The 24,382-nt window shown below is 67.6% G+C and carries 15 protein-coding genes and 1 tRNA gene; 8 read left to right on the top strand and 8 right to left on the bottom strand.

Going from position 1 to position 24,382, the window contains the following annotated elements; genetic code table 11:
* Window positions 1-605 precede the first annotated feature (605 nt).
* The 3 genes from NRB56_RS06455 to NRB56_RS06445 all read left to right on the top strand — a co-directional run bounded on the left by NRB56_RS06455 (window position 606) and on the right by NRB56_RS06445 (window position 3,185).
* Window positions 606-1,661 carry a phosphotransferase family protein gene (locus tag NRB56_RS06455; RefSeq protein ID WP_194290738.1) on the top strand — a complete coding sequence of 352 codons (1,056 nt, stop codon included), beginning with the start codon at window positions 606-608 and terminating at the stop codon, window positions 1,659-1,661.
* A gap of 60 nt (window positions 1,662-1,721) precedes the next feature.
* Window positions 1,722-2,531: a serine hydrolase domain-containing protein gene (locus tag NRB56_RS06450; RefSeq protein ID WP_319942633.1), complete on the top strand. Its 810-nt coding sequence runs from the start codon at window positions 1,722-1,724 to the stop codon at window positions 2,529-2,531.
* 123 nt (window positions 2,532-2,654) lie between these two features.
* Complete coding sequence (locus NRB56_RS06445; protein ID WP_319942632.1) at window positions 2,655-3,185, top strand: DUF3145 domain-containing protein; 531 nt, start codon at window positions 2,655-2,657, stop codon at window positions 3,183-3,185.
* Window positions 3,186-3,335: 150 nt separating this feature from the next.
* Here NRB56_RS06445 and NRB56_RS06440 read toward each other — a convergent pair whose 3' ends face one another.
* From NRB56_RS06440 to aceE, 6 genes are all read right to left on the bottom strand, one after another.
* Window positions 3,336-4,781 carry an acyl-CoA carboxylase subunit beta gene (locus NRB56_RS06440; protein ID WP_153339492.1) on the bottom strand — a complete coding sequence of 482 codons (1,446 nt, stop codon included), beginning with the start codon at window positions 4,779-4,781 and terminating at the stop codon, window positions 3,336-3,338.
* Between the two features lie 180 nt (window positions 4,782-4,961).
* Window positions 4,962-6,212, bottom strand: coding sequence for a KasA/KasB family beta-ketoacyl-ACP synthase (locus tag NRB56_RS06435; protein WP_319942631.1), 1,251 nt, complete (start codon window positions 6,210-6,212; stop codon window positions 4,962-4,964).
* A gap of 12 nt (window positions 6,213-6,224) precedes the next feature.
* On the bottom strand, window positions 6,225-6,527 hold the full coding sequence (gene acpM / locus NRB56_RS06430) for a meromycolate extension acyl carrier protein AcpM (protein ID WP_319942630.1): 303 nt from the start codon (window positions 6,525-6,527) through the stop codon (window positions 6,225-6,227).
* 119 nt (window positions 6,528-6,646) lie between these two features.
* Window positions 6,647-7,570: an ACP S-malonyltransferase gene (locus NRB56_RS06425; protein ID WP_319942629.1), complete on the bottom strand. Its 924-nt coding sequence runs from the start codon at window positions 7,568-7,570 to the stop codon at window positions 6,647-6,649.
* A 128-nt stretch (window positions 7,571-7,698) separates the two neighbouring features.
* Complete coding sequence (locus NRB56_RS06420) at window positions 7,699-8,967, bottom strand: PucR family transcriptional regulator (protein WP_319942656.1); 1,269 nt, start codon at window positions 8,965-8,967, stop codon at window positions 7,699-7,701.
* A gap of 186 nt (window positions 8,968-9,153) precedes the next feature.
* Entirely contained in the window at window positions 9,154-12,027 is a 2,874-nt protein-coding gene (gene aceE / locus NRB56_RS06415) for a pyruvate dehydrogenase (acetyl-transferring), homodimeric type (protein WP_153339648.1), read from the bottom strand.
* A 270-nt stretch (window positions 12,028-12,297) separates the two neighbouring features.
* Between aceE and NRB56_RS06410 the strand changes: the two genes are divergently transcribed.
* The 5 genes from NRB56_RS06410 (at window position 12,298) to NRB56_RS06390 (ending at window position 15,617) form a co-directional block, all read left to right on the top strand.
* Window positions 12,298-12,858: a hypothetical protein gene (locus NRB56_RS06410; protein ID WP_227837205.1), complete on the top strand. Its 561-nt coding sequence runs from the start codon at window positions 12,298-12,300 to the stop codon at window positions 12,856-12,858.
* A gap of 116 nt (window positions 12,859-12,974) precedes the next feature.
* A complete protein-coding gene (locus tag NRB56_RS06405; RefSeq protein ID WP_319942655.1) occupies window positions 12,975-13,397 on the top strand; it encodes a DUF3052 domain-containing protein in 423 nt (140 codons plus the stop codon).
* A gap of 77 nt (window positions 13,398-13,474) precedes the next feature.
* The gene (locus NRB56_RS06400; RefSeq protein WP_153339489.1) at window positions 13,475-13,939 is read left to right on the top strand and encodes a peroxiredoxin; all 465 of its coding nucleotides are present in this window, start codon (window positions 13,475-13,477) and stop codon (window positions 13,937-13,939) included.
* A 63-nt stretch (window positions 13,940-14,002) separates the two neighbouring features.
* A tRNA-Val gene (locus tag NRB56_RS06395) sits at window positions 14,003-14,077 on the top strand.
* Between the two features lie 523 nt (window positions 14,078-14,600).
* Entirely contained in the window at window positions 14,601-15,617 is a 1,017-nt protein-coding gene (locus NRB56_RS06390; protein WP_153339488.1) for an SEC-C domain-containing protein, read from the top strand.
* A 167-nt stretch (window positions 15,618-15,784) separates the two neighbouring features.
* Here the strand turns inward: NRB56_RS06390 and NRB56_RS06385 are convergent, their stop codons facing one another.
* The gene (locus tag NRB56_RS06385; protein WP_153339487.1) at window positions 15,785-17,998 is read right to left on the bottom strand and encodes a 3'-5' exonuclease; all 2,214 of its coding nucleotides are present in this window, start codon (window positions 17,996-17,998) and stop codon (window positions 15,785-15,787) included.
* Window positions 17,998-24,345, bottom strand: coding sequence for a DEAD/DEAH box helicase (locus NRB56_RS06380; RefSeq protein WP_153339486.1), 6,348 nt, complete (start codon window positions 24,343-24,345; stop codon window positions 17,998-18,000). The genes NRB56_RS06385 and NRB56_RS06380 overlap by 1 nt, the downstream gene beginning before the upstream one ends.
* Window positions 24,346-24,382: the final 37 nt, after the last annotated feature.

Genomic DNA, 24,382 nt, shown 5'->3' with positions numbered 1-24,382 from the left:
TCCGGTGTCCGGCGTGCCTGTCCTGCCCGCTCCGGGCGTCGGCGGGCATGGAAGTCCTCCGGCGGACTCCGCCCGGACCGGTTGTGGTGGAACCGAAGTCGGTTGTCCGGTGTCCGGCGTGCCTGTCCTGCCCGCTCCGGGCGTCGGCGGGCATGGAAGTCCTCCGGCGGACTCCGCCCGGACCGGTTGTGGCGGAACGGAAGTCGGTTGTCCGGTGTCCGGCGTGCTTGTCCCGCCCGCCCGGGGCGCCCACGGGCAGGGAAGTCCGCCAGTGGACCGCATCCGGATCGGTTGTGGCGGAACCAGGGTCGATTGCCCGGGGTTCGGCGTGTCCGTCCCGGCCGCACCGGGCGTCGCCACTCGGCGGGGCCATGCGGCCCGTGCGGCCGTCCGGCGGTTTGTGCGGGTGTGGCGCGCTCGGTCCGGCTGGGCCGACGGTGGGCGTGACGCCGCCCCGCCGGCCCTGTCCGGCGGTGTCGCCGGAGAGCCGAGAGGGTGTGCCGGGAGCATGCTGCTCACCGTAGCGCGTGGCCCCGATCGGCCCGCCAGGCATATTGATGGCGGATGCCTTCAGTTGGGGAAGTGGCATGGTGCAGAATGTGGGCATGACTGTGGTGCAACCGGCCGGCGTCGACCGGGAAGTCGTCGATTTCGCTGTCGTGGGGTCCTGGATGGAGGAACAGGGGCTGCCCGGGGGTGAGTTCGAGGAGGTGGTCGCGCTCGGCGGCGGCACCCAGAACGTGATGCTCCGGTTCCGTCGCGGCGGCCGTGACTATGTGCTGCGCCGCGGCCCGAAACACTTGCGGCCCAAGAGCAACGACGTGATCCGCCGGGAGGCGCGGCTGCTCGGCGCGCTGGCCGGCACCGACGTCCGCGCGCCCCGGGTGATCGCCGCCTGCGCCGACGAATCGGTGCTGGGCGCGGTCTTCTACCTGATGGAGCCGATCACCGGATTCAATCCGCAGACCGAGCTGCCGCCGCTGTACGCGGCCGACGCGGACCTGCGCCGGCGGATGGGGTTGTCCGCGGTGGAGGCGATCGCCCGGCTCGGCTCGGTGGACTACGTGGCCCTGGGACTGACCGACTACGGCAAGCCGGACGGTTTCCTGGAGCGTCAGGTGCCTCGCTGGCTGTCGGAGCTCGAGTCCTACGCCGCCAACGACGGCTATCCGGGGCCCGAGATCCCCGGTGTGCGGCGCGTGGGCGACTGGCTGGAACGGCATCGTCCGCTGGAGTGGTCGCCGGGCATCCTGCACGGCGACTGCCACCTGGCCAACGTGATGTTCCACTACGACCGCCCCGAGGTCGCGGCCCTGGTCGACTGGGAGATGTCGACCATCGGCGATCCGTTGCTGGACCTCGGCTGGCAGTTGGCCACCCGGTCCGAGCCGGGCACCGCGGGCGCGGGACTGTTCGGGAAGCTGGGCGAGGTCGGCGGGCTGCCCACGGCCGAGGAGATGATCGCCGAGTACGGCCGGTTCTCCGACCGCGACCTCGGGCACGTCACCTGGTACACGGTGCTGGCCTGTTTCAAGCTCGGCATCGTGCTGGAGGGCACGCACGCGCGCGCCTTCGCCGGCAAGGCGCCGAAGCGGGTCGGCGAGTTCCTGCACGCCATCACCCTGGAACTGTTCGAGCAGGCGAACGGTCTGATCGAGTAGCGGTTCCGGCCGGAGGACCGGTGTGCGGGAGCGCGGCCGCGGGGTCGTAGGCTCGTGGCCGTGCAAGCACTGGAGCAGATTCGGCAGTGGCCGGTCCGGCACGCCGCCGCGGGTGTGGTGACGGCGCAGGGGATCGTGGCCACCGAGGGGGACGACGCGCGGGTCTACGCACTCGCGTCGGTGACGAAACCGCTTGTGGCGTACGCGGTTCTGATCGCGGTCGAGGAGGGCGCGATCGAACTGGACCAGCCCGCCGGGCCGCCCGGCTCGACCGTGCGGCACCTGCTGGCGCACACCTCCGGCCTGGCCTTCGACACCAATGTGATTCTGGCCGAACCGGGTTCGAAGCGAATCTATTCCAGCTCCGGATTCGAGGTGCTCGCGCAATTCGTCACCGACCAGACCGGAATCCCGTTCCCGGATTATCTGCGCGAGGCGGTTTTCGAGCCGCTCGGAATGAAATCCGCGGTGCTGGCCGGTTCCGCCGGGCACGCCGGCCGCGCCGCCCTGTCCGACATGCTCGCCTTTGCCGGGGAATTGGTGAATCCCGCGCTGGTCACCCCGGAGACGCTCGACGCCGCGCGCAGTGTGCAATTCCCGGGAATCAACGGTGTCCTGCCGGGCTTCGGCTCCCAGCGCCCCAACGACTGGGGCCTGGGCTTCGAGATCCGGGATCGCAAGACCCCGCACTGGACCGGAGCGGCCAACTCACCCGCGACTTTTGGTCATTTCGGCCAGTCCGGAACATTTCTGTGGGTGGACCCGATAATCGGGGTGGCGGCGGTGGCACTCACCGACGAGAATTTCGGCGATTGGGCCCGCGCGGTATGGCCGACGTTCAGTGACGCGGTACTCGCGGAGATCGGCTGAGCGCCGGAGAACACACAGGAAAAAGTAACACCCGTAACTCGGGACCCTCCAGTAAGCTCGTGTCACGCACCGGCTCGACGGTCGTTGGGGAAGACGGCCCATGTCGACGCTGGAGGTGTCCTGGTGCGCGGATCGAGTCAATTCGCGGATGCGACGGCTGGAGTGGTGTACATCCACTCATCGCCGGCCGCGCTGTGCCCGCATATCGAATGGACTCTCGCCTCCACCCTCAAGGCTCCCGCGAAATTGCGCTGGGCCACCCAGCCGGTCGTCGCCGGTCAATTGCGCACCACCATCGACTGGGTGGGCCCGGTCGGTACCGCCGGCCGGTTGGCGCAGGCCCTGCGCGCCTGGCCGATGCTGCGGTTCGAGGTCACCGAGGACCCCAGCGAGGGGGTCGACGGGGAGCGCTGGTGCTTCGTGCCCGGCCTGGGCCTGTGGCACGGAACCACCAGTGCCAACGGCGATTTGGTGGTCGGCGAGATGAGATTGCGCGCGATCGTCGCCGCCGCGCGGGATCGTGGCCGCGGTACCGCCGCGGAGATCTCGGCCGATATCGATCGCGCCCTGGGCACCGCCTGGGACGACGACCTCGAGCCGTACCGCTACGGCGAGGGCGCCGAGGTCACCTGGCTGCGCCGCGACGTCGGCTGATCGGTCTCCGCACGAGCCGGTGACCTGCGGCGATGATGCGCGGGTACAGTGGAATCGCCGTGGCAGGGAACACGGAACGGGTGGCTCCGATCGGAGCCACCCGTTTCATGTGAATTTCTCGCTACACGAAAACTGTTCTCGCGCAGTCCCTTACAGCGGGATGTTCTTGTTGTGGCTGGGCCGGGCCGGGGCCGCGGCCAGCGCCGCGGCGATGGTCGAGCGGGTCTTCGCCGGGTCGATGACCTCGTCGACGACGCCGATCGACACCGCACGGGCCACGCCGCCGGCGAGCTGCTCGTGCTCGACGGTCAGCCGCTCGATCAGGGCCTCGCGGTCCTCTTCGGGAGCGGCGGCGATCGCCTTCTTGTGCAGGATGCCCACGGCGGCCTTGGCGCCCATGACCGCGACCTCGGAACCGGGCCACGCGTAGACCGCGGTGGCGCCGAGCGAGCGGGCGTTCATGGCGATGTAGGCGCCGCCGTAGATCTTGCGGGTGACCAGGGTGACGCGCGGGACGCGCGCCTCGGCGAAGGCGTGCAGCAGCTTGGCGCCGCGGCGCACCACACCCTCCCACTCCATGCTGACGCCGGGCAGGTAGCCGGGCACGTCGGTGATCACGACCAGCGGGATACCGAAGGAGTTGCACAGCCGCACGAACCGGGCCGCCTTCTCGGCGCTCTCGGAGTCGAGGCAGCCGCCCAGGTGCAGCGGGTTGTTGGCCAGCACACCGACGGTACGACCGGCCAGCCGGCCCAGGCCGGTGACCATGCTGCGGGCGTAGCCGCCCTGGAACTCCTCGAAGGACGATTCGGTGTCGCCGTCGGGGGAGGCTACATTGTCCAGGAGCTCGTTGACCAGCGGCTTGACGTTGTAGGCGCGCTTGGCCGACTCCGGCAGCATCGCCCGCAGGTCGACGTCGCCGTGCTCGGCGGCGACCAGGTCGAATTCGCCCTGCTCGGCGAACATCGACACCAGGCGGCGGCCGCGGTGCAGCGCGTCCTGCTCGTCCTCGGCGACGATGTGGCACACGCCGGACTTCTTGCCGTGGGTGACCGGGCCGCCCAGGGTGGCCATGTCGACGTTCTCGCCGGTGACCGAGCGGACCACGTCGGGTCCGGTGACGAACACCCGGCCCTCGGGGGCCATGATCACGACGTCGGTCAGCGCGGGGCCGTAGGCGGCGCCACCGGCGGCGAAGCCGAGCACCACCGAGATCTGCGGAACCAGTCCGGAAGCGCGGACCATGGCCTCGAACACCAGGCCGACCGCGTGCAGGGCCTCGACACCCTCGGCGAGCCGGGCGCCGCCCGAATGCCAGATGCCGACGATGGGCAAGCGCGAGTCGATCGCGGTGTCGATCGCGTCCACGATGTGCTTGCAGCCGTCGACGCCCATCGCGCCGCCCATCACGGTGGCGTCGGAGCAGTAGGCGACGGTACGGACGCCGTCGACCTCGCCAATGGCGGCCAGCACACCGGACTTGTCGCGGGGGTGTAGCGGGAGAACCGTTCCGGGATCGAAAAAGCGCTGCAACCGGCCGAGCGGATCCCGGGGATCGGTTACGGCATCCGCATGAGCGGGAGCCAGAATGGTCATCGCGTTATCTCCTCGAGGGGATATGTAGGAGTCGCTTGAGCGGCTGCGTGTTGTGGAGCGAAGCTATGTGTTGAACTACGGATCGAATCCGGTGGGGCATCCACGTCATCGGGGGAGATATCTCCATTGGAGCACCCCACCGGATTCATCCGATTACCGGCCGGTCAACGGCCGGTGACATCAGTACCGGCCGAAGGTGAGCGCGACATTGTGCCCACCGAAGCCGAACGAGTTGTTGATCGCGTACTCGATGTCCTGACGGCGGGCTTCGCCGTGCACGATATCGAGGTCGATCTCCGGATCCTGGTTCTCCAGGTTCAGCGTGGGCGGCACGATGCCGTCCCGGATGCTGAGCACGGTGAGCACCGACTCCAGGGCGCCGACGGCGCCGATCGAGTGGCCCAGGGCGGATTTGGGAGCGTAGACCGACGCATGGCCGACGCCCGCCTTGTGGATCGCCTTCGCCTCCGCGGTGTCACCGATGGGGGTGGCGGTGGCGTGGGCGTTCACATGGGTGATGTCGTTCGCCGACAGGCCGGCGGTCTGCATCGCGCGCTTCATCGCGCGACCGGCACCGCTGCCCTCCGGATCCGGGGCGACCAGGTGGAAGCCGTCGGAGGTGATACCGGCGCCCATCAGGCGAGCGTGGATGGTGGCCCCGCGCGCCTTGGCGTGTTCCTCGGTCTCGATGACCATGAGCGCACCGGCCTCGCCGAAGACGAAGCCGTCGCGACCGGAATCGAACGGCCGTGACGCACCCTTCGGATCCTCGTTGCGCGTGCTCATCGCCCGCATCATCGAGAACGCCGCGATCGGCACCGAGTCGATGAAGCCCTCGACGCCGCCGGTGACGACGATGTCCGCGTCGCCCATGACGATCATCCGCCACGCGTTCGCGATGGCCTCCGAACCCGACGAGCACGCCGAGACCGGAGTGATGACGCCGGCCCGGGCCTTGAGCTCGAGCCCGACGACCGCGGACGGTCCGTTCGGCATGACCATCTGCACGGCCAGCGGCGAGATCTTGCGATAGCCGCCGGTCTTCAGCTTGTCGACCGAATCGATCAGCGCGTCACCGCCGCCGAGGCCGGTGCCGATAGCCACGGCCAGTCGTTCCGGGTCGACCTCCGGGCTGCCGGCGTTCTTCCACACCTCGCGGCCCAGCACGGTGGCCAAGCGCTCGACGTACGCCATGCGGCGGATCTCGACCCGTTCCAGCAACGTGTCCGGCGATACCTTCAGGTGACCGCCGATGCGGACCGGAAGGTTGTACTGCTCGATGAAGTCGTCCTCGAGAACCTCGATTCCGCTTTCACCATTGAGCAGACCCTTCCACGTCGCATCGACATCGCCCGCGATCGACGTGGTCGCCGCCAGGCTGGTAACGACGACGTTGGGAAAATTCCCGTTGAGGGTGGAAGGAGTGGTCACGGATATCGGCCCTTACTCCGAGTGCCCGAACTTGGCCTTCAGTTCCTCGGCCGCGTCGGAGTTCTCGGCCTCGAGCTTCTGGATGTAGGAGACGGCGTCACCGACGGTCTTCAGGCTGGCCAGATCCTCGTCCGGGATCTTCACGCCGTACTTGTCCTCGGTCTGCACCGCGATCTCGACCATCGAGAGCGAGTCGATGTCCAGGTCATCGACGAAGGACTTCTCCAAGGTCACCTCGGACGGCTCGATGCCCGTCACCTCCTCGATGATCTTGGCGAGCTCTTCGACGATCTGTTCCTGGGTCAGAGCGGCCACTTCGTGGCTCCCTTCTTGTTACATCCGTGGGTTTGCGGTTGTTTCTTCATTCGGTCCGAGCCGGCCGAGCGTTTCGCCCGGCTCGCCCGCGTACCGCATCGTTGCGGTCGCGAGGAAAGCTAGCTGGTTGCGGAGACTCGAGACAACTCGTGCAACTTGGCGATGTCCTCAGGAGCCTTCAGGGCGAGGTTCGGAGTGCCCTTCAGTTCCCGCTTCGCGATTCCGATCAGGGTGCCCGCCGGCGGCAACTCTGCCACCCCGGAAACCCCTGCGGCGCGGACGGTCTCGGTGCAGAGGTCCCACCGGACCGGCCTGGTCACCTGAGCCGCCAGCTTCTCGATGGCGTCCTGACCCGAAGTGACCGGGCTACCGTCGTAATTAGACAGTAGAACGCGCTCAGGTTTGCTGGGAGTTATCTGAGAAATCGCTTCGGTAACGGCGTCCTGGGCGGGTGCCATGAACGTCGTGTGGAAGGCGCCGGCGACAGGCAGCGCGCGCACGCGTGCCTTCTCCGGGGGCGCGGCGGCCAGTTCGGCCAGCGCGTCCAACCGGCCCGCCGCCACGATCTGGCCGACCGCGTTGCGGTTGGCCGGCGTCAGGCCCAATTCCTCGAGCCGGGCGAGCACGGCTTCCTCATCGCCACCGAGCACCGCGGACATGCCGGTCGGCTCGAGTGCGCACGCTCCGGCCATCTCCGCACCGCGGAGAGCGGCCAGGCGCACGGCGTCGTCGGCGGAGATTACCCCGGCGACGGCGGCGGCGGCGAGTTCACCGACGGAATGTCCGGCGACGATGGTGTCGGCCGGCAGCGCGTCCCGCGGAATCTCCGCGAAAGCGAGCAGCGCGGCCGCGACCACCAGGGGCTGGGTCACCGAGGTGTCGGTGATCTCCTCCGCGGTGGCCGTGGTACCGAGGCGAACCAGGTCCAGCCCGATTGCCTTGGACCACAGTTCGAGACGGTCGCGCGCACCGGGGAGATCGAGCCAAGGCGCGAGCATGCCGGGTGTCTGAGAGCCCTGTCCTGGGGCGAACAACGCGATCACGTTGTCAAGAAAACACCCCCGGCACCCGTTTCGGAGATGTCGACGCGAATGAAGCTTGTCGGCGGCTTTTGTGTGGACCCCACAAAACGGCAGTTGGGTCGGCGCAATCGACAGCCTCGCGGCCGGTGTTACAGGTGACCTTCGGAGTAGGTGGCAACTGGGTCTTCTGGGGCGGATGACGACGATTCGTTACGAGTTCGTGTCAAACGGCCTACTGTCGCAGCGACTCGGAGCACGTACGCGTCCCGCGGATTCATCGGATCCCGCCCCGTGATGTCGCCGATTCGCTTCAGCCGATAGCGCACGGTGTTTGGATGAACGAACAGCTGCCGTGCGCAGGTCTCCACCGCGCCACCGCAATCCAGATAGGCGTCCAGGGTGTCGGACAGGGCCGAGCCGGCGGCGGCCAACGGTAACACGAGGTATTCGTTCAGGGCGTCGATCGCGGCACGGTCTCCGAGCAGCGCGCGCTCGGGCAGTAGCTCGGCGGCGTGCACCGGCCGCGGCGCGCCACGCCAGCCCACCACGGCCTCCATCCCGGCCATCGCCTCCACCGCGCTGATGTGCGCCGCGGACAGCGTGCGCATGGTCGGCCCGATCACCACCGGGCCCTCGGAGAACGCCTCGGCCAGCAGATCCGCCAGGAACGGCACCGGGAACGCGCCCTCGCCGAGCATGCCGCTGACCACCATCACCAGCCGCGATCCCTGCACCACCGCCAGCGCCGAGCGGCCGTGCCGGGACGCGATGGTGTGCACCGAACCGACCACCACCTGATCCTTGGGCGGCGTGCCGACCAGCACGGTGGCGAGTGCGGTGGCGTCCCAGTTCAGGGTGGCCGCGCGCGACAGCATCTCCGGGCCGGTGTCTCCGCGTACAACGGCGTCGACGACGAGCGCCTCCAGCCGCGTGTCCCAGGCGCCGCGGGACTCGGCCGCGCTCGCGTACACCGAGGCGGCCGCGAAGCCCAGTTCCCGGCCGTAGCGCAGTACCGCCTCGGTGAGGGCCACCAGCTGCCGATCGTTGCGGGCCAGCGCGGGCAGCCACTGTTCGAAGAAGTCCATGGCCACCCGGACCATGTCGACGGTCTGCCGCAGGGTCAGGCGGCGGGCCAGATCCTGCGGGATCACCTGGAAGGCATCGAGGCTGAACCGGATGTCGCTCTCCGGATCCTGTAGCCATTCCAGGAAGTTCACCACCGCGGTCTGTACCAGCATCTGCACGCCCGCGCGCTGCGCGGCGTCCAGATCGCCGAAGAAGGGGAGCCGGTCCTCCATCGAGGCGATCGCCTCGGTCGACAACCTCCCGGAGAACTGCTTCACCCGCTTCAGCAGCGTGTCCGGCAGCGGATCGCGAGCCTGCGGATTGGGCGAGAGAGCGCCGGTGGGGAGATACACCTCGTGCTCGGACGAGGTGTCATCGATCCGGCGCGGCCGCGGCGGTTTACGTTCCACTTGTCGATTTTCTCCCGCGAGGGTAGCCCCAGTGCATACCCCCAGGTCGTAGGCGTGCCGGACTGGGAAGGCGGAGGTGGGGCGCCGGGCCGGCTACGGCGGCGGTCCGGCGCGTCCCTACTTCCGGTTCTACTCCTCGGTGCTGGTGAGCGACTTCGGTGCGGCGTCGACATCGTGGATGCGATACCGCTCCGCGGCCTGCTTGACCAGCGCCGGGTGCAGTTTGCCCAAACGGGACAGGGCGGCCAGGGCGGCCACCGTGATCGACTGGGCGTCGACATTGAACACCCGCCGCGCCGCCGGCCGGGTGTCGGAGAACCCGAATCCGTCGGTGCCGAGGGTGGTGTAGTCACCGGGTACCCACTTGCGGATCTGATCCGACACCGAGCGCATCCAGTCCGATGCCGCGACGAACGGACCCGCGTTGCCCTCGGCGGAGCCGGGCGCGGCGGACAGCACCTGCGTCACATACGGCACGCCCGGTTCGAGGTCGGGATGGTGCAGGGCCTGAATCTCCTTGGCCAGCGCGTCTTTTCGCAGTTCACTCCAGGAGGTCACCGACCAGACGTCGGCCTGGACGTTCCAGTCCTGCGCGAGCAGTTCCTGGGCGCGCAGGCCGTCCGGCACGGTGACGCCGGCGACCAGGATCTGCGCGCGCAGATCGCCCGTGCCGCCGCGCTTGTACAGGTAGATGCCCTTGAGCAGGCCCTCGACATCGAGGTCGTCCGGCTCCGCAGGCTGCGGATACGGCTCGTTGTAGAGGGTGATGTAGTAGTTCAGGTTCTCGCCGCCGAAGTTGTCCGCGGCCATCTGCGGACGGGTGCCCGGCAGGGCCGTGGACTCCGGAGCCGGCCGGCCGCCGCCGTACATGCGCCGCAGGCCGTCCCGCACGATGTGCGCGATCTCGAAGGAGAACGCCGGATCGTAGGACACCATCGCCGGATTGGTGGACGCCAGCAGCAGCGACTGACCGTCGTTGTGCTGCAGACCCTCACCGGTCAGCGTGGTCCGGCCGGCGGTGGCGCCGAGGATGAAGCCGCGGGTCAGCTGATCGGCCGCGGCCCAGAGGCCGTCGCCGGTGCGCTGGAAACCGAACATCGAATAGAAGATGTAGAGCGGGATCATCGGCTCGCCGTGCGTGGCATAGGAACTGCCCGCCGCGGTGTACGAGGCGGTCGACCCGGCCTCGTTGATGCCCTCGTGCAGGATGTGCCCGACCGGGCTCTCCTTGTACGCCAGCATCAGTTCCGCGTCGACGGACGTGTACAGCTGGCCGTTGCGGTTGTAGATCTTCAGCGACGGGAACCACGAGTCCATACCGAAGGTGCGGGCCTCGTCGGGGATGATCGGAACGATCCGGTCGCCGATGTTCTTGTCCCGCAACAGTTCCTTCATCAGGCGCACGAAAGCCATGGTGGTGGCGACGCTCTGCTTGCCGGAACCCTTGCGCACCGACCGGTAGGGCTCGTCGCCGGGCAGCTGCAACGGCTTCGCCGTCGATCGCCGCTCCGGGACGAAACCGCCGAGGGTGCGGCGGCGGTCCAGCAGGTACTGGATCTCCGGCGCCTCCGGGCCCGGGTGGTAGTACGGCGGCAGATACGGATCCGCCTCCAGCTGTTCGTCGGTGATCGGGATGCGCTGCACGTCGCGGAAGGCCTTCAGGTCGGCCAGCGTCATCTTCTTCATCTGGTGCGTGGCGTTGCGTGCCTCGAAATGCTTGCCGAGGCCGTACCCCTTGATGGTCTTGGCCAGGATCACCGTCGGCTGACCCTGATGCGCCAGCGCGGCGGCGTATGCCGCGTAGATCTTGCGGTAGTCGTGGCCGCCGCGCTTGAGGTTCCAGATCTGCTGATCCGACAGGCCCTTCACCAGTTCCTTGGTGCGCGGGTCACGCCCGAAGAAGTACTCGCGGACGTACGCGCCGTCGTTGGCCTTGTAGGTCTGGTAGTCGCCGTCGGGGGTGGTGTTCATGAGGTTGACCAGCGCGCCGTCGCGGTCGGCCTGCAGCAGCGCGTCCCACTCACGGCCCCAGATGACCTTGATGACGTTCCAGCCGGCGCCGCGGAAGAACGACTCCAGCTCCTGGATGATCTTGCCGTTGCCGCGGACCGGGCCGTCCAGGCGCTGCAGGTTGCAGTTGATGACGAAGGTCAGATTGTCGAGGGCCTCGTTGGCGGCCACCTGGATCAGGCCGCGCGACTCCGGCTCGTCCATCTCACCGTCGCCCAGGAACGCCCAGACGTGCTGATCGGAGGTGTCCTTGATGCCGCGGTCGTGCAGGTAGTGGTTGAACCGCGCCTGATAGATGGCGTTCATCGGGCCCAGGCCCATGGAGACCGTGGGGAATTCCCAGAAGTCGGGCATCAGCCGCGGATGCGGATACGACGACAGGCCGTGGCCCGGACCGCCGTGGCTGTATTCCTGCCGGAACCCGTCCATCTGGGCCTCGGACAGCCGGCCCTCGAGGAAGGCGCGCGCGTAGATGCCGGGGGAGGCGTGGCCCTGGATGAAGACCTGATCGCCGCCGCCGGAATGATCCTTGCCGCGGAAGAAGTGGTTGAAGCCGACCTCGTACAGCGCCGCCGACGAGGCGTAGGTCGAGATGTGGCCGCCGACACCGATACCCGGGCGCTGCGCGCGGTGCACCATGACCGCGGCGTTCCAGCGGATCCAGGCGCGGAAGCGGCGCTCGACCTCCTCGTCGCCGGGGAACCACGGCTCGTTCTCGGTCGGGATCGTGTTGACGTAATCGGTGGAGGTCAGGGCCGGGATCGCCACGTGACGCTCACCGGCGCGCTCGAGCAAGCGCAGCATGAGATAGCGCGCCCGTCCCGGACCCTCCCGGTCGAGCATCTCGTCGAAGGATTCGAGCCATTCGCCCGTCTCTTCCGGATCGATGTCCGGTAGGTACGACGCAACCCCCTCGCGGATCACGCGCACGCGCGCACCGGCGGGCCGCTGCGCCGACTGGTCGGCTGCGGCACCGTTGGAGCTCGACGACATCGGGTGCATCAGGTCGGTCAAAATTCAATGCTCCTCGTACAAAGGGGTGGACAAGCTGATGGCTCTAACCCGGACCGGCCGCATTGGTGCACGGGCCGGCCGACGCTGGACAATGGTTGGGGCGCACCTCACATCCTTCCCGATGATGCGGCCCAGGTCATCATGTCAGGGGGAAATCCAGTACGGTTCGCTAGGCAAGGCTGCGCCGGACACGAAAGTCGGTCGGCGCCACGACAGGACACGCTCGAGTGCCTTCGAGGAGCGGGGAGGATGATGGGACTGCTCAACCCACGAGGGTTCGGGCTGGCATGTGCGGCAGCGGCGATCGGCAGTGGCCTGGTCATAGCGGGATGCTCCAGTTCGGTCCACGGCACGGCGACGGTGAACCAGGCGGACGCGGCGGCCTATCGCACCGAGATGGCATCCTCGGTGGCCGCGGCGAGTTCGTCCCGCAAGGCGGCGGCTCAGGCCAAGGCGATCGGCGACAACTGCAATCCGTTCCGGGACACCACCAGCGTGGCGGTCACGAAGTACAACGACTTCGTCGACGCACACGACGGTAACGCTCCGGATCAGGACGGCAAGCGCGACGACGCCGCCCAGACCCTCGAGGACGCGGCCCGCACGGTCGAGAGCCGGGTGAACTCCGCCGGCGATCAGCTGCCGCCGGAGCTGGCGCAGAAGTTCACCGACTATGTGGCGGCCGCGCGGGAGCTGGCGGCGGAATCTCGGAAAATGAACTACACATCCCCGGTCGGAGCCCTGAACGACGCCAGCAAACGGGTGAACGACGCGCTCAACGCGGTGCGAGGAGCCTGTCCTGCCCGCTGAGAATCACGCTGATACGCGACATTTCGGGGCGGAATCCGGCGGATCGGCTTGCGCTGGGGCGGATAACCATGTTCGCTTGCAACTACATATTGTCGGGAGTTGAGGAGGAGACCACCGTGGTCGCCGCGGCGGACGCGCAGAACTACGCTCAGAAGCTTGGCATCTCACACGGCATGTCGGTCCAGGAGTTGGGCTGGGATGAGGACACCGACGACGCCCTCAGGGACGAGGTCGAGGAGGTGACCGGCTCCGACCTGCTGGACGAGGAGACCGACGAGGTCGTCGACGTCGCCCTGCTCTGGTGGCGTGACGGCGACGGTGATCTGGTCGACGCCCTCATGGACGCCATCGGACCGCTGGCCGACGACGGCGTGGTCTGGGTGCTGACACCCAAGACCGGGCAGTCCGGGCATGTGGACCCCAGCGAGATCGCCGAATCCGCACCCACTGCGGGCCTGACGTCGACCACACCGGTGAGTCTGGGGTCCTGGACCGGCACAAAACTGATGCAGCCCAAGACGCCCTCGAAGCAGCGCTGATCGCCACGCGGCTAAGGTTTCTCCGGGGGCGGGCACTTTTCCCCGCCCCGCGAACCCGAGACGAGAGGGGAATCCGCATGCCGCTCGAAGTGGGCACGGCCGCGCCGGATTTCACGCTGAAGGATCAGAACAACCAGGAAGTCAGCCTGTCCGACTACCGGGGTGAGAAGAACGTCCTGGTGGTGTTCTACCCGCTCGCCTTCACCGGTATCTGCCAGGGTGAGCTGTGCAAGGTGCGCGACGAACTGCCCAAGTTCCAGAACGACAGCGCCGAGATCCTGGCGATCTCGGTCGGCGCGTCGCCGACCCACAAGATCTGGGCCGCCGAGCAGGGCTACACCTTCCCGCTGCTGTCGGACTTCTGGCCGCACGGCGCGGTCGCGCAGTCCTACGGCGTCTTCAACGACGCCACGGGCTTCGCGAACCGCGGCACCTTCGTGGTCGACAAGGACGGCATCATCCGTTTCGCCGAGATGAACGGCCCCGGTGAGGCCCGTGACCAGGCGGCTTGGGAGAAGGCGCTCGCTGCGTTAGATTCGTAAACCACCGCGGTCCACACCGCGTTTCCCTCTCCGTCGGTCGGCCGTCACCCACCGGCGGGATCCGGACGTATAGCTCAGCGGTAGAGCACTGGTTTTACACACCAGCGGTCGGGGGTTCGATCCCCTCTGCGTCCACCATTGCCGGCCTTGTGGGGGAGGCCGCTTCGTGAGGTGGGGGGCACCGGCATACGTTCGGACTTGCGCAGGTCGATGCCAGGTCTACGGAAGTCGGCCTTCGGATGGAAGACGAACGGTGAGCGTGAGCGCACTCACCAGCGATTCGCCGCAGCCCATCAGGGTCGAGCTGTCGCCTGAGCAGATTCGGGACCATCGTCGTCAGGCCGAGCGGATTCTCGCGGGGGAGTTGCCGGACGGTCACGTCGGCGTCCTCGTTGATCAGGATCGATAGCCGAGTCGTCAGTGTCTCACCTGAGAGAGCACCCGGGAAGCCTCGGTCATGCATTCTCGGCGTCGGCTTGGAAGCCGAGTCGCAGTGCACCCAGCGCGATGCGAGTGTCAAGCACAGCGGTCCTCATTCCGGTTGTCTCCCTTGCTGTTCGAGCCGGTTGTGGGTCCGATGCTGGTGCCGGCGCGGTAGGCGTTAGCTTGATCCTGCGCCCGATCGGACGGGTGCGGCTCGATTCGGTGGAAAGGAAGCTCGATGTCCGAGGGTTCGTCTGGTTCGGAGCGCGCGGAACTCGAGGCGCTGCGTCGGGAGAACGCACGGCTGACCGCAGAGCTGGAGGTGTTGGCCGGCCAGTTCCGCGCGGCTGGTCCAGCGCCGGAGGAGTTGGCGCTCGAGTATGAAGACGAAGGGGAGGCCGGAGATCCGCGCGAGCGGGCCCAGAATCTGAATGAAGCCGCCTCGTACTGGGTCCTGGCCGGTGATCTGGTGCGGGCGCGGCGCCGATATCTGGATGCGATCGCTGACGGTGGCGAGGTCGCCGGTGGCGGTGCCCGAGTGTGGTACGCGCTGTTCCTGATGGACCACGGTGACCAACAGGCGGGGCGGAAGCTGCTCGGGACAGTTTTCGATGAAGGTCCGGAGGATTTTTCGGCGTACGAACTCGTGGGTGAGATGTTCGAGGAGCGCGGCGAGTTCGACGCTGCGTTGCGGTGGTTCGAGGCGGGTCTGACTCGGTTGCGGATGGGCGGTGATGATCCGGAGCATCGTCTGGGCCGGTTTCGTCTCAGCGGTGGGCGGGGGCGGGTGCGCCGGGCGCTGGGATTGCCGGAAGATGCTGCTGACCTGCGGGTCGATGCGGACCAAGCGTCTGTGCTGGAGCAGGTGAATCAGCGGTTCCGGCCGCAGGGGCCGGAACCGGTATCGGTGGCGGTGTTGTATTTCCCAGCCGAGGAATTGTCGGAGGTGGATCGCCGGTGGCCGAGACCGGCGGACGAGTACGGCAGTCACGACGAGCACCTGGCGTCGGTTGAGCTCCAGCTGCGGGCTATCGATCCGGGCATGTCGCCGCGGGTCGCCGTGGCCACCGCGGCCGGCTTCGCCGGGTATGTGGCCGACCACGGCGTGGATCCGCTGGATTCGTCGGCGCGCGCGGCGTATGCGGCCGAACTTGCGCGGCGCGGCCAGGCGCTGGTGTGGCCGCCGGGCCGCAACGAGCAATGCTGGTGTGGTTCGGGCCGTAAATACAAGAAATGCTGTGGGAAGCCGAATTGACGAACGAAATCCCGGTCCGGTCCCATCCGCGGCAAAGCTCGGATGGGGTTCGACAGCGGCGTACACATCGAGGATGGCAGCCGCGTTGGAGTGGTGCGGCGGGGCGATCGACACGACCAGTTCACCACCACGGGCGACCGGGATCGACGACGGAGGTCGGGTCGAGCTCACGACTTTCCGAGGAGTTCCGATCTGCGTCCGCTCCACGTGACGACCACCTGGTCACGGGCGCGGCTGGCTGCGACGTAGAGCAGGGAGCGCTCCCGGAGGCGGGCCTCGGTCAGTTCTTCCTCGGGTACTCCCAGTAGACCGGCCTTTGCCGGTACGTGGGCTTCGTCGATGCCGGTCAGGATCACTCGGGAGAATTCCATTCCCTTGGATCGGTGCATCGTCAGGATTTGGACGTGGCCGGGGATTGCTGGGTTGTCGTCCAAGGCACGGGCGCTGATGCCGCGCTCGGCGAGGGCTCGGACCAGTTGACTGCGGTCGCCGACCCCACGAGTGAGTACGGCGACGGTGGAGGGGTCGATCGATGGGTCGGACATCCATTCTTGGAGTTGCTCGGCGACGGTCCGTAACTCCTCGGATACGGAATTGCATTGGCGCAGTATTGGTTTGGGTCCGGTGCGTGCTGATCGGTACTCGGCTGCGGATTCCGGGGCGGCCTCCAAATCGTGGTATTCGGCGCCGGTGAGGATGCCGATGGCGAAGGCCAGGTTCTGTGCGGTGGTCCGATAGTTGAGGGTCAGTCGGCGGGAACGGCCGACGATCTTGATGCCGAGGCGGCCGAGTACCACGGGTTGCCCGTAGATGCGCTGGTGGGAGTCCTCGGCGAGGAACAGGTCATTGGGGGCTTCGGCGACCAGGGCGCGCAGCATCAGCCAGTGCGCCGCGTGCAGGTCCTGGGCTTCGTCGACGATGACATGGTCGGCCGGGCGGTCGGCGGCAGTGCTCGCCCGCTGCTGCAGGTGCTCTGCCGCGATCGCCAGAACCTCTGGGAAGCTCAGTGTTTCGTCCATGCGGCTGCGGCGCCGGTAGGCCTCCACGAGTTTCCATACCGCGATGCGCTGTGGTCTCGAGAGTCGCACACCCCGGCCGGCTCGGGAGACCCGCGCGTACTGCTCGAGTGTGGTCACCTTGTTGGCGAGGACGACCGAGGTGTATTCGGTGTCGAGAAACCAGGGCGTCGCGAGCCTCGGTTCGAGGCCGGTTGCGATGGTGTCGACGATTTCCCGCCACACCTGATCCTTCTTCGTGCGCGCAACGGGAACTTCGGTTCGGATGCCGAGTACGGCTTCGGTCGCGGGTCCGATCTCGGCGGCTTGCCGTACGACATCATTTGCGAGTTTGTCGATTCCTTCGACGTAGATGCCGGGTTCGCCGAGCCTCTTCGCGATTCTGATGCCGGGTTCCAGTGCGGCGAGGTCGGTTTCGAGATTCTTGGCGAGGGTTTTGTTGAACGTGGTGAGCACGATTCGGGCGTTCGGGTTGCGGGTCAGCAGGTTACGGGCGCGGTGGATGGCGACCACGGTTTTGCCCGTGCCGGCACCACCGGAGAGCCGGAAGGGCCCGCTGTAGTCCTTCTCCGCGTATTCGCGTTGCTCCGGATGCAGGAAGATCCGCCAGGCCGCGAAATCACCGCCTTCGATGACACGCCGCAACTCGTCGCTGCCTTCGATGTACGTGAACTGCATCTTCGAGGCCAGCCGGTCGAGTGCCCGGATGATGCGGTCGTCCTCGTCCACCGTCGTGTCGACGGGAACCTCGCTGAACCGGAATTTGTCTCGAATGTCGTCTATGCCGGTGCCGCAACCCAATTCGAGTAGTGCATCGGCCTGCCAGCCGGATGCCCGCGCGGCGATGTCGTTGAGTTCGAAGTCGTCGGCGGCGGCCAGTGCGCGTCCGGCCAAGGAGGCATCGATGCCGAGTCGGTGGGTGAGGTCCGACAGCGTGAATCCTGCCTCGGCCAGAAAGCCTCGGGCGGACTCCGTCGGCGATTCGACCGAGCGCGGCGGGGTCGGGTCGGTCGTGTCCTCGACAGATTCCGTCACGACGCCTTCGAGGATGCCGTTCACCGGGTTGACCCGGAGGACCGCGCGCTCGGCGAGGGAGTTGGCGACGTCGTGCTTCCAGGTCCCCATGTAGACGTAGGTGGTGCCACCCTCCTTCGGGTCGACCCGGAACAGCACGGCGCGATGATTCTGGTCGACCCGGCCCGTGCGGACCCGCCGGTCCACGGCACCCTTGATCGGCTCGATGTGCAATCCGAGGGTGGTGTCGTCGGTCTGCAATTTGTCCAGAAAGCTGAAGACCCGCTGGACCAGGGATCCGTCGAGCTTGGCGAGCGCCTTGCTCTGGTTCATCATCACGATGTTGGCCATCACATCACTCCGTTCGCGATCAGGGCGGTGATGATCGGTGCCGTCTCCGGCGGGCAGATCGTCCAGCCCTGATCGGCCAGCGTATTGGGCGCGGCGTCGCCGCCGTCGAACAGCACCCCGACGCGCGCGCCGGGCCAGGCGATGTCGATGACCTCGCCGTCGTCGGTTTCGAAGCCCTGCTCGGGCACGGGGGTGCCGGCCGCAGCCAGGTCCAGGACCAGCGCTCGTTCGGCGTCGGAGATGCTCGTGTCGTAGAGCGTCTGCCAGTGCGGCGGCAATTCGCCGGCGAGGGTGTCGGCGCGCGGCTCCGGCGCGGCGGTGTCACCCGTCACCAGGCTGCGCGTGGTCACCAGGTGGGTATCGCGCAGGCCGAACCAGTTCGACAAGCGCAGCCATTCCCGCCAACCGTCGCCGGTGCCGAGCGCGGCGTCCCGGTCGTCGAGCACGAGGACGGCGGAAACGGTTGCGGTGTCCGGTCGTATCGCCGCGGTGACGGTCAGTGGTCCGTCGGTGTACGAAGCGCACGCGTGGTCGCCCGCCGGGATCGCCGAGTCATGGTTGTCGAGCAGGGCCAGCGCCCATTCGGCGAGTCCGGAACTGTCACCTCTGCCGCGGTGTTCGCGCATGAACATCAGTGGCAGCCAATGCCCGACCTTCGCCCACTCCTCGATGTCGGGATCGGTCAGGAACCCGAACAATTGAGTGATCGGGTCGGCGAGCAGCAGGTCGGTCAGCGGTCGGCGTAAATTGCCCTGCTGCAGCATGATTCGGCTCAGCTGTGCCGAGTACCAGGACGGGGTGACGGGTTGCCGCGCTTCGAAGCGTTCCAGGTCCTGGTGGCAGAACGACCAGACCATGACTCCGCCCGAGCGGAGAATGGCGCGTTTGCGCGCGTCGTCGGCCACCCGGTTACGGTCTGGTACGGCGTGATATTCACGGCCGTCGGCGAAGATGGCGATGATCGGAATCTCGGGGTCCGAGGTTTTCAATTCGTAGTCGGGCAGGCTGTTGCCCATCTGCATCTGTGGGGTGAGCGTCCAGGTGCGGATGGTCGGACCGGGGATGGTGATGGTGGCCTTGTTGGCGTAGGTGCCCGGGGTCTCCTTGATCGTGGCGCCGAGCGTGCGCAGCCGCTCCAGGAAAGCCTGGTAGAAGCGGCGTTCGAGTGGCGACTCCGGGCTGCCGACGCGATTGTCCGGTGTTTCGTCCACGATCGACTGCGACCATCGATCCCACGCCGGGTCGCTGTCCTGGGCGTCGAGGATCGTGTCGAGGATCTTCACTGCCGTCTTCCGGGAGACCTTGTCCAGCTCGTTCGGCGGGGTGAACGGCAGCAGGCAGTTGTGACAGGCCAGCCGCGACTCGGTCGCGCACGAGCAGCTGTGCAGTACCGCACGGGCCGCGACCAGAGCCGACCACACCTTGTTCGGGTCGGCGAATTCGGCCAGGTAGCCGGTGCCGCCGGGCACGGTGTCATGGATGAGCAGGGCGTGTTGATTGGGTGCGTAGAGGGCATCGGGGACGGCGACGACGTCGAGGTGTTCGGGCGCGCCACCGATCACCTCGCGCAGACCGAGGAGGACGGCCGCGCTCAGGCTGGGATACGCGAAAGTGTCGTAGCGCAGTTCCGGCGGCACGTGAAGCAAGACCGCCTGGGTACGTAGCGTGCGTGCCAGCGCGATATCTCGGACGTGGTGTTCGTCGGTGGCTTTGCGGTACCGGCACCAGCTGCGGTGCTCGTAGATCTCGTTCCGGCCGGCTATCCGGTCGAGCTGCCCGCAGCCCGAGCACACCCGGAACAGGCCGGTGGTCACGTCGGTGCCCGCGATGGTGCGCCGGACGCCCTGGGAAGTACGCCGGCCCACGTTGAGCCAGCGAATGTCGATGCGGCGCAAGTATTCTGCGCCGAAGGCGTGTTCCGTGGCGAACCAGCGCCGGGCGACATTCCCGGGGTCGATATCGGCAGCGGTGACCACGGAGTACACCTCGCGGTGGCGCTCGTCGCGCGAGTCGGTGATGGCGGCCTCGTCGCGGCGCACCTCCGCCGACACCTTCGACATCTCCAGCACCTGCAACTGCTGGCTGACGTCGGTGACGGCACCGTCGCCGCAGCGCGGGCAACTGCCCCGATGTCGGGGCTGTTCGCCGTTCGCGCTGATATCGGCCCACCCGCAACGCGGGCACATTCGCCAGGTGTGGATGGCGGCGGCGCCTCCGCCGAGATCGACGGCGTCGATCCGCACGGCCAGACCCTGGGCGTAGAAGGTGGAGCCGGGGGCCAGTTCGGTCAGGGCGACGCGGGCGCCCCGCTGATAGCTCTCAGCCTCGTCATGGATCTCCTTGGTTTCCGCGTCGATCCAGGTGATGCCGACATCCAGCGTGACCGAATCATCGAGCAGCGTGTAATTGGGCAGCACGCCATAGCGTTCCAACACCCCGACCCAGTGCTCGTCGGTGAGGGCGCTGATGTGTTTGCGGAGCAACCTCAGTGTGCCGCGCGCGGTACGCAGGTTGCGGCGGTCGTCGTCGGTGGCCGCCGGGGAGGTGGCGCGCTGCTCGAACTCCGGTAGCGCGGCGTCGACGGCGGTCCGGCGATCGGTGAGATCGGTGACGTCCCGGTTCCAGCGGTGCACGGTCTCCCGCAGATGCCGGGTGAGCGGGCCGGGTTCGCCGTCCACGCCCGGCGAGGCCCAGGCGCGCAGCCCGTCGCGAGCGGTCCCGTCGAGCAACCCGCCGAATTGGCCGAGGAATCCGTCGAGCAGGTTCGCGGCCCCGGTTTCGGCGGCGTGGATGAGTTGCGCCATCCACGTGTGCTCGTCGAAACTCCCCAGTACCGCGCGGGCGTCGAGCGGATCCAATGCGCCGGGCTGTCGCGCCAGCCGGTCGATGACGTGGGCAACGTACTGGCGTTGCAGGATTTCCTCGGCGGTGAGGAAGGTCGCCGGTGGCCGCACCTTGCCGTCGATCACCGAGAGCGGATCGTAGAGCTTGGGCAGATGCTCACCCCGCCCGCGAATGAAGGCCAATATGAGGGAGTTTCCGGTGCTACGGCCGGCGCGCCCGACCCGCTGCAGATAGGAAGCGACCGTCCGGGGCATCGAACCAAGCATGACCGTCGAGAGGTCGCCGATATCGATACCCATTTCGAGGGTGGGGGTGGCGACGAGCACGTTCGGTGCGGTGGGATCGTCGCCGGATCCCTTGAATTTCGTCTCGTATTCGAGCCGGATCCTGGTCGGCAGCAGCGAGGTGTGTTCGCGCGCCACCACCCGTTTCATTTCGGAGCGGTCGTAGAGCCGGCGATAGAAGTTGTCGCCCTTGTGCGCTCGCTGCAAGGTGCCGGGACAGCGGGCGAGCAGGCACGGCGCGCCCTCGAGCTGATCCACGACGGCGGTGCTGCCGGGATTCTGGGTCCGGCACACCTCGCACACTAGCAGATGCCGGCCCGCCTGCAGGTCGGCCAGGTCCGGCGCACCGACCATGATGCCGCTATCGCTCAATTGATAAGCCGTGAGCGACTTTTCGGTGGTGACGGTGATGACGATGCGTTGCTCGGCCAGCACCGTAAACAACGATCGGGCGAGGAAACCGCCTTCGAACGCGGATACGCCCAGGCAGCGGGAGGCCCATCGCGCGTACCACGAGGAGGGGGCGGTGATCGCGTCAAACCCGTCCGGGACGGTTCGCGCCCCGACCGCCGGAAAGGCCGGGGCGGGACGGCCTTTCGGGAACGCGGGCATCCCCACGCCGCGCGGTCGCCCGCCCCAGATGTAGCGCCGGTTGGCGTCGTGCCGGACGAAGGCCGCCAGCCAGTCGTGCAGGATCGCGCCTTGGGTGCGCATCCGTTCCACCGTGCCGCGCACCCAGCGGGTGATCGCCGCGGTATCGGGTTCAGAGACGGCCAGTTGATATTCCGCACCGGCGAGCGCCTGCCCGCCGAGGCTCGCGACGCGCGCGGGGGAGCCGAGGTCGACCTCGGCGACGACGCTGCCGGTCAGTTCGAGCGTGCGGCCGAGTCGCGATTGCAGGCCGAATTCGAGGTCGATATCGAACTGCACCCGCTGCTTGACTTTGCGTAAGGCACTGCGCCGCTGGTCGATGCGGGCATCTCGCTGCCAGAACGCGACGAATTCATCGTGCTCGACGATGTCGGGCGCGAGCAGATGATAACGCCGGGCCGGGTCGTCGCCCGCCCGCTCGATCACTGCCTCGCACAGTTCGGTGAGCGTCAGTACCGCGGCGGCGTTCGCACCGAAGACCTTGGCGCCGAGAGCGTTCCGCAGCGTCGAGCGCAGGCTGAGCGTATGTGAGCGGGCCTGGACGAACCCGGCCCGGTGGGCGGCGTCCTGCACGCTGTCGGTGAACATCAGCGCCTTCTTCTCGTCGGCGGCGAGTTCCGCATCACCGAACATGTTCGACAGCGCCACCGACAGCTGCGTCGCGACCGCGCTGCCGAGGAAGCGGATGCCGTCGGCGGTGTTGCACGCCGGGCAGACATCCTTGCGCGAATCCTCTTCCGCCGCCGGCCCGTGCAGCATGAGCACCGGAAGGGCGTGTCCCTCCAGAACTTCGGGGCTTTCGGGGTCGGGGGTCTCGTCGCTGAGTTCGCGCTTGTCGACCAGCAGCCAGCGCAGGCCGTCCACGGCGGTGCCGAGCTGGGCCTCGAGCGGCGCGGAGATCAGCGCGCGGATCCGGGCGTCACCGGTGAGATGCAGCGACCGTACCGAGTCCTGATCCGGGTCGAGGACCTCGCCGGTGGGTGCCATTCGCACGCCCCAGCCCGACCTGCCACAGTGGCGGCAGAAGAGGGCGGGCTGATATTCGACGTCAACACCTTCGGGCACGCCGTCGTCGGCCCAGCGGAACCGCGCCGTGACAGCGAGCTCCCGGTCGATCCGGGACAGTTCCCGAACCCACAGGTGCACATCGACATTCAGTGCCGACCTGCCGATTTCGGCACGCAGATGCGACAGCGCGGCAAACACGAAATCGAGGTACCGCTGCCGGGTGGCCTGCGCTCGCGGGTTGTCCCGCTCGGCCGATGGGGCCGGCAGCACCGCCGAGGCGAGTTCGGCCAGCGACACCGCCTTTTCGCAGCGCTTGACCAGCTGGCCGAACACGTTGTGCTTCTTCAGCAGGTCCAGTTGCTCGGCCTCGTCGAGGCGACGCAACTCCGAGGCCAGCTCCCGGAGCCCCGGCGGCTGATCACCGCCCCGCTCGAACAGGGTCGCCAGCACCGCGGCGGTGAGGTGCCCGTTGCTCGGAGCGGTCTCCTTCAACGCGGTCAGGAATGCGACGGCTTCCTCGACAGCCGGGACGATCGGCTGGTACAAGGCGTCGAGCTTCGTTGCCCGATCGAGCAGCCAGGCATCGGATTCGAGCCGGGTCTCCTTGACGAGCGACTCGGCGGGGAAGTGTTCCCCGAACACCTCGTGCGCGAAGTCCAGCATCGCCGTCGGCTCGCCGTCGCCGCCCAGCGTCGCCGAGGTCGCCACCGGGGTGATCCGCCCCAGCGGGCGCGCCCGACCGGCTGCACTCACATTTGTGGCGTCCGTCCAGTACGACTTCACCGCCAGCCCGAGCCGCCGCAGCAGCATCGCCACGTCTGTACCCTGCGCGCCGTCGTAGGTGTGGAACTCGTCGAGCACGACGTACTGCAACGACTCTGCCGACTGCCGCCACATCGCCGCCCGATCCGGCCGCAGCAGCAGATGGTCGAGCATCTTGTAATTGGTGAGCAGGATGTCCGGTGGCGAATCGTGCATCAGCCGCCGATCGGTGATCAGCCCGTCCGCAGAAACCAGGGTCCGCCCGCCCGAGGACTGCTCGCCGGTGTAGAGGCCCGCGGTGACGCCGGCGAGCTCCGGGTGGGTGGCGATCAGCCGCGCGAGCCGCTGCTCCTGGTCGTTGGCCAGCGCGTTCATCGGATAGATGATCAACGCTTTCATTCCTGCGACGCCGCGCTTCTTCGCGCGCAGTACGTGATCGAGAATCGGGATGAGGAACGACTCGGTCTTACCGGATCCGGTACCGGTGGTGACCAGGGTTGGCAGTGGCCGCGGCTGGAACTTGGTCGACAGGCGCCCGAAAGCCTCGGCCTGATGACCGTAGGGCACGAAACCTTGTGGGAGCCAATCCAAATGCATGCCCCAATTGCCGCGTGCGGGGGCGAACGGCAAGCGCAGCCGGAGATAGGGGCCCTTGAACATGCCCGTGCGGGGTTCGCCGACGAAGTCGATCAGGGCCGCCTGGGTGTCGGGGTCGGTCAGCGCGAAGGTGGTCGCGAGGTAGTCGGTGAGACCCTCGCGCAGGTGATTCGCCTGCAGCGTCGGCAGGAGTGCCCCCATGAGTGTTGCTCCTCGACTGATGGTGCGATCGCGCTGT

Origin of the sequence: Nocardia aurantia, assembly GCF_009604425.1 — a bacterium.
GTDB classification, from domain to species: Bacteria; Actinomycetota; Actinomycetes; order Mycobacteriales; family Mycobacteriaceae; genus Nocardia; species Nocardia aurantia.
Note: the sequence above shows the minus strand (reverse complement) of the source record. Positions and strands in the feature narration are given on the sequence as shown.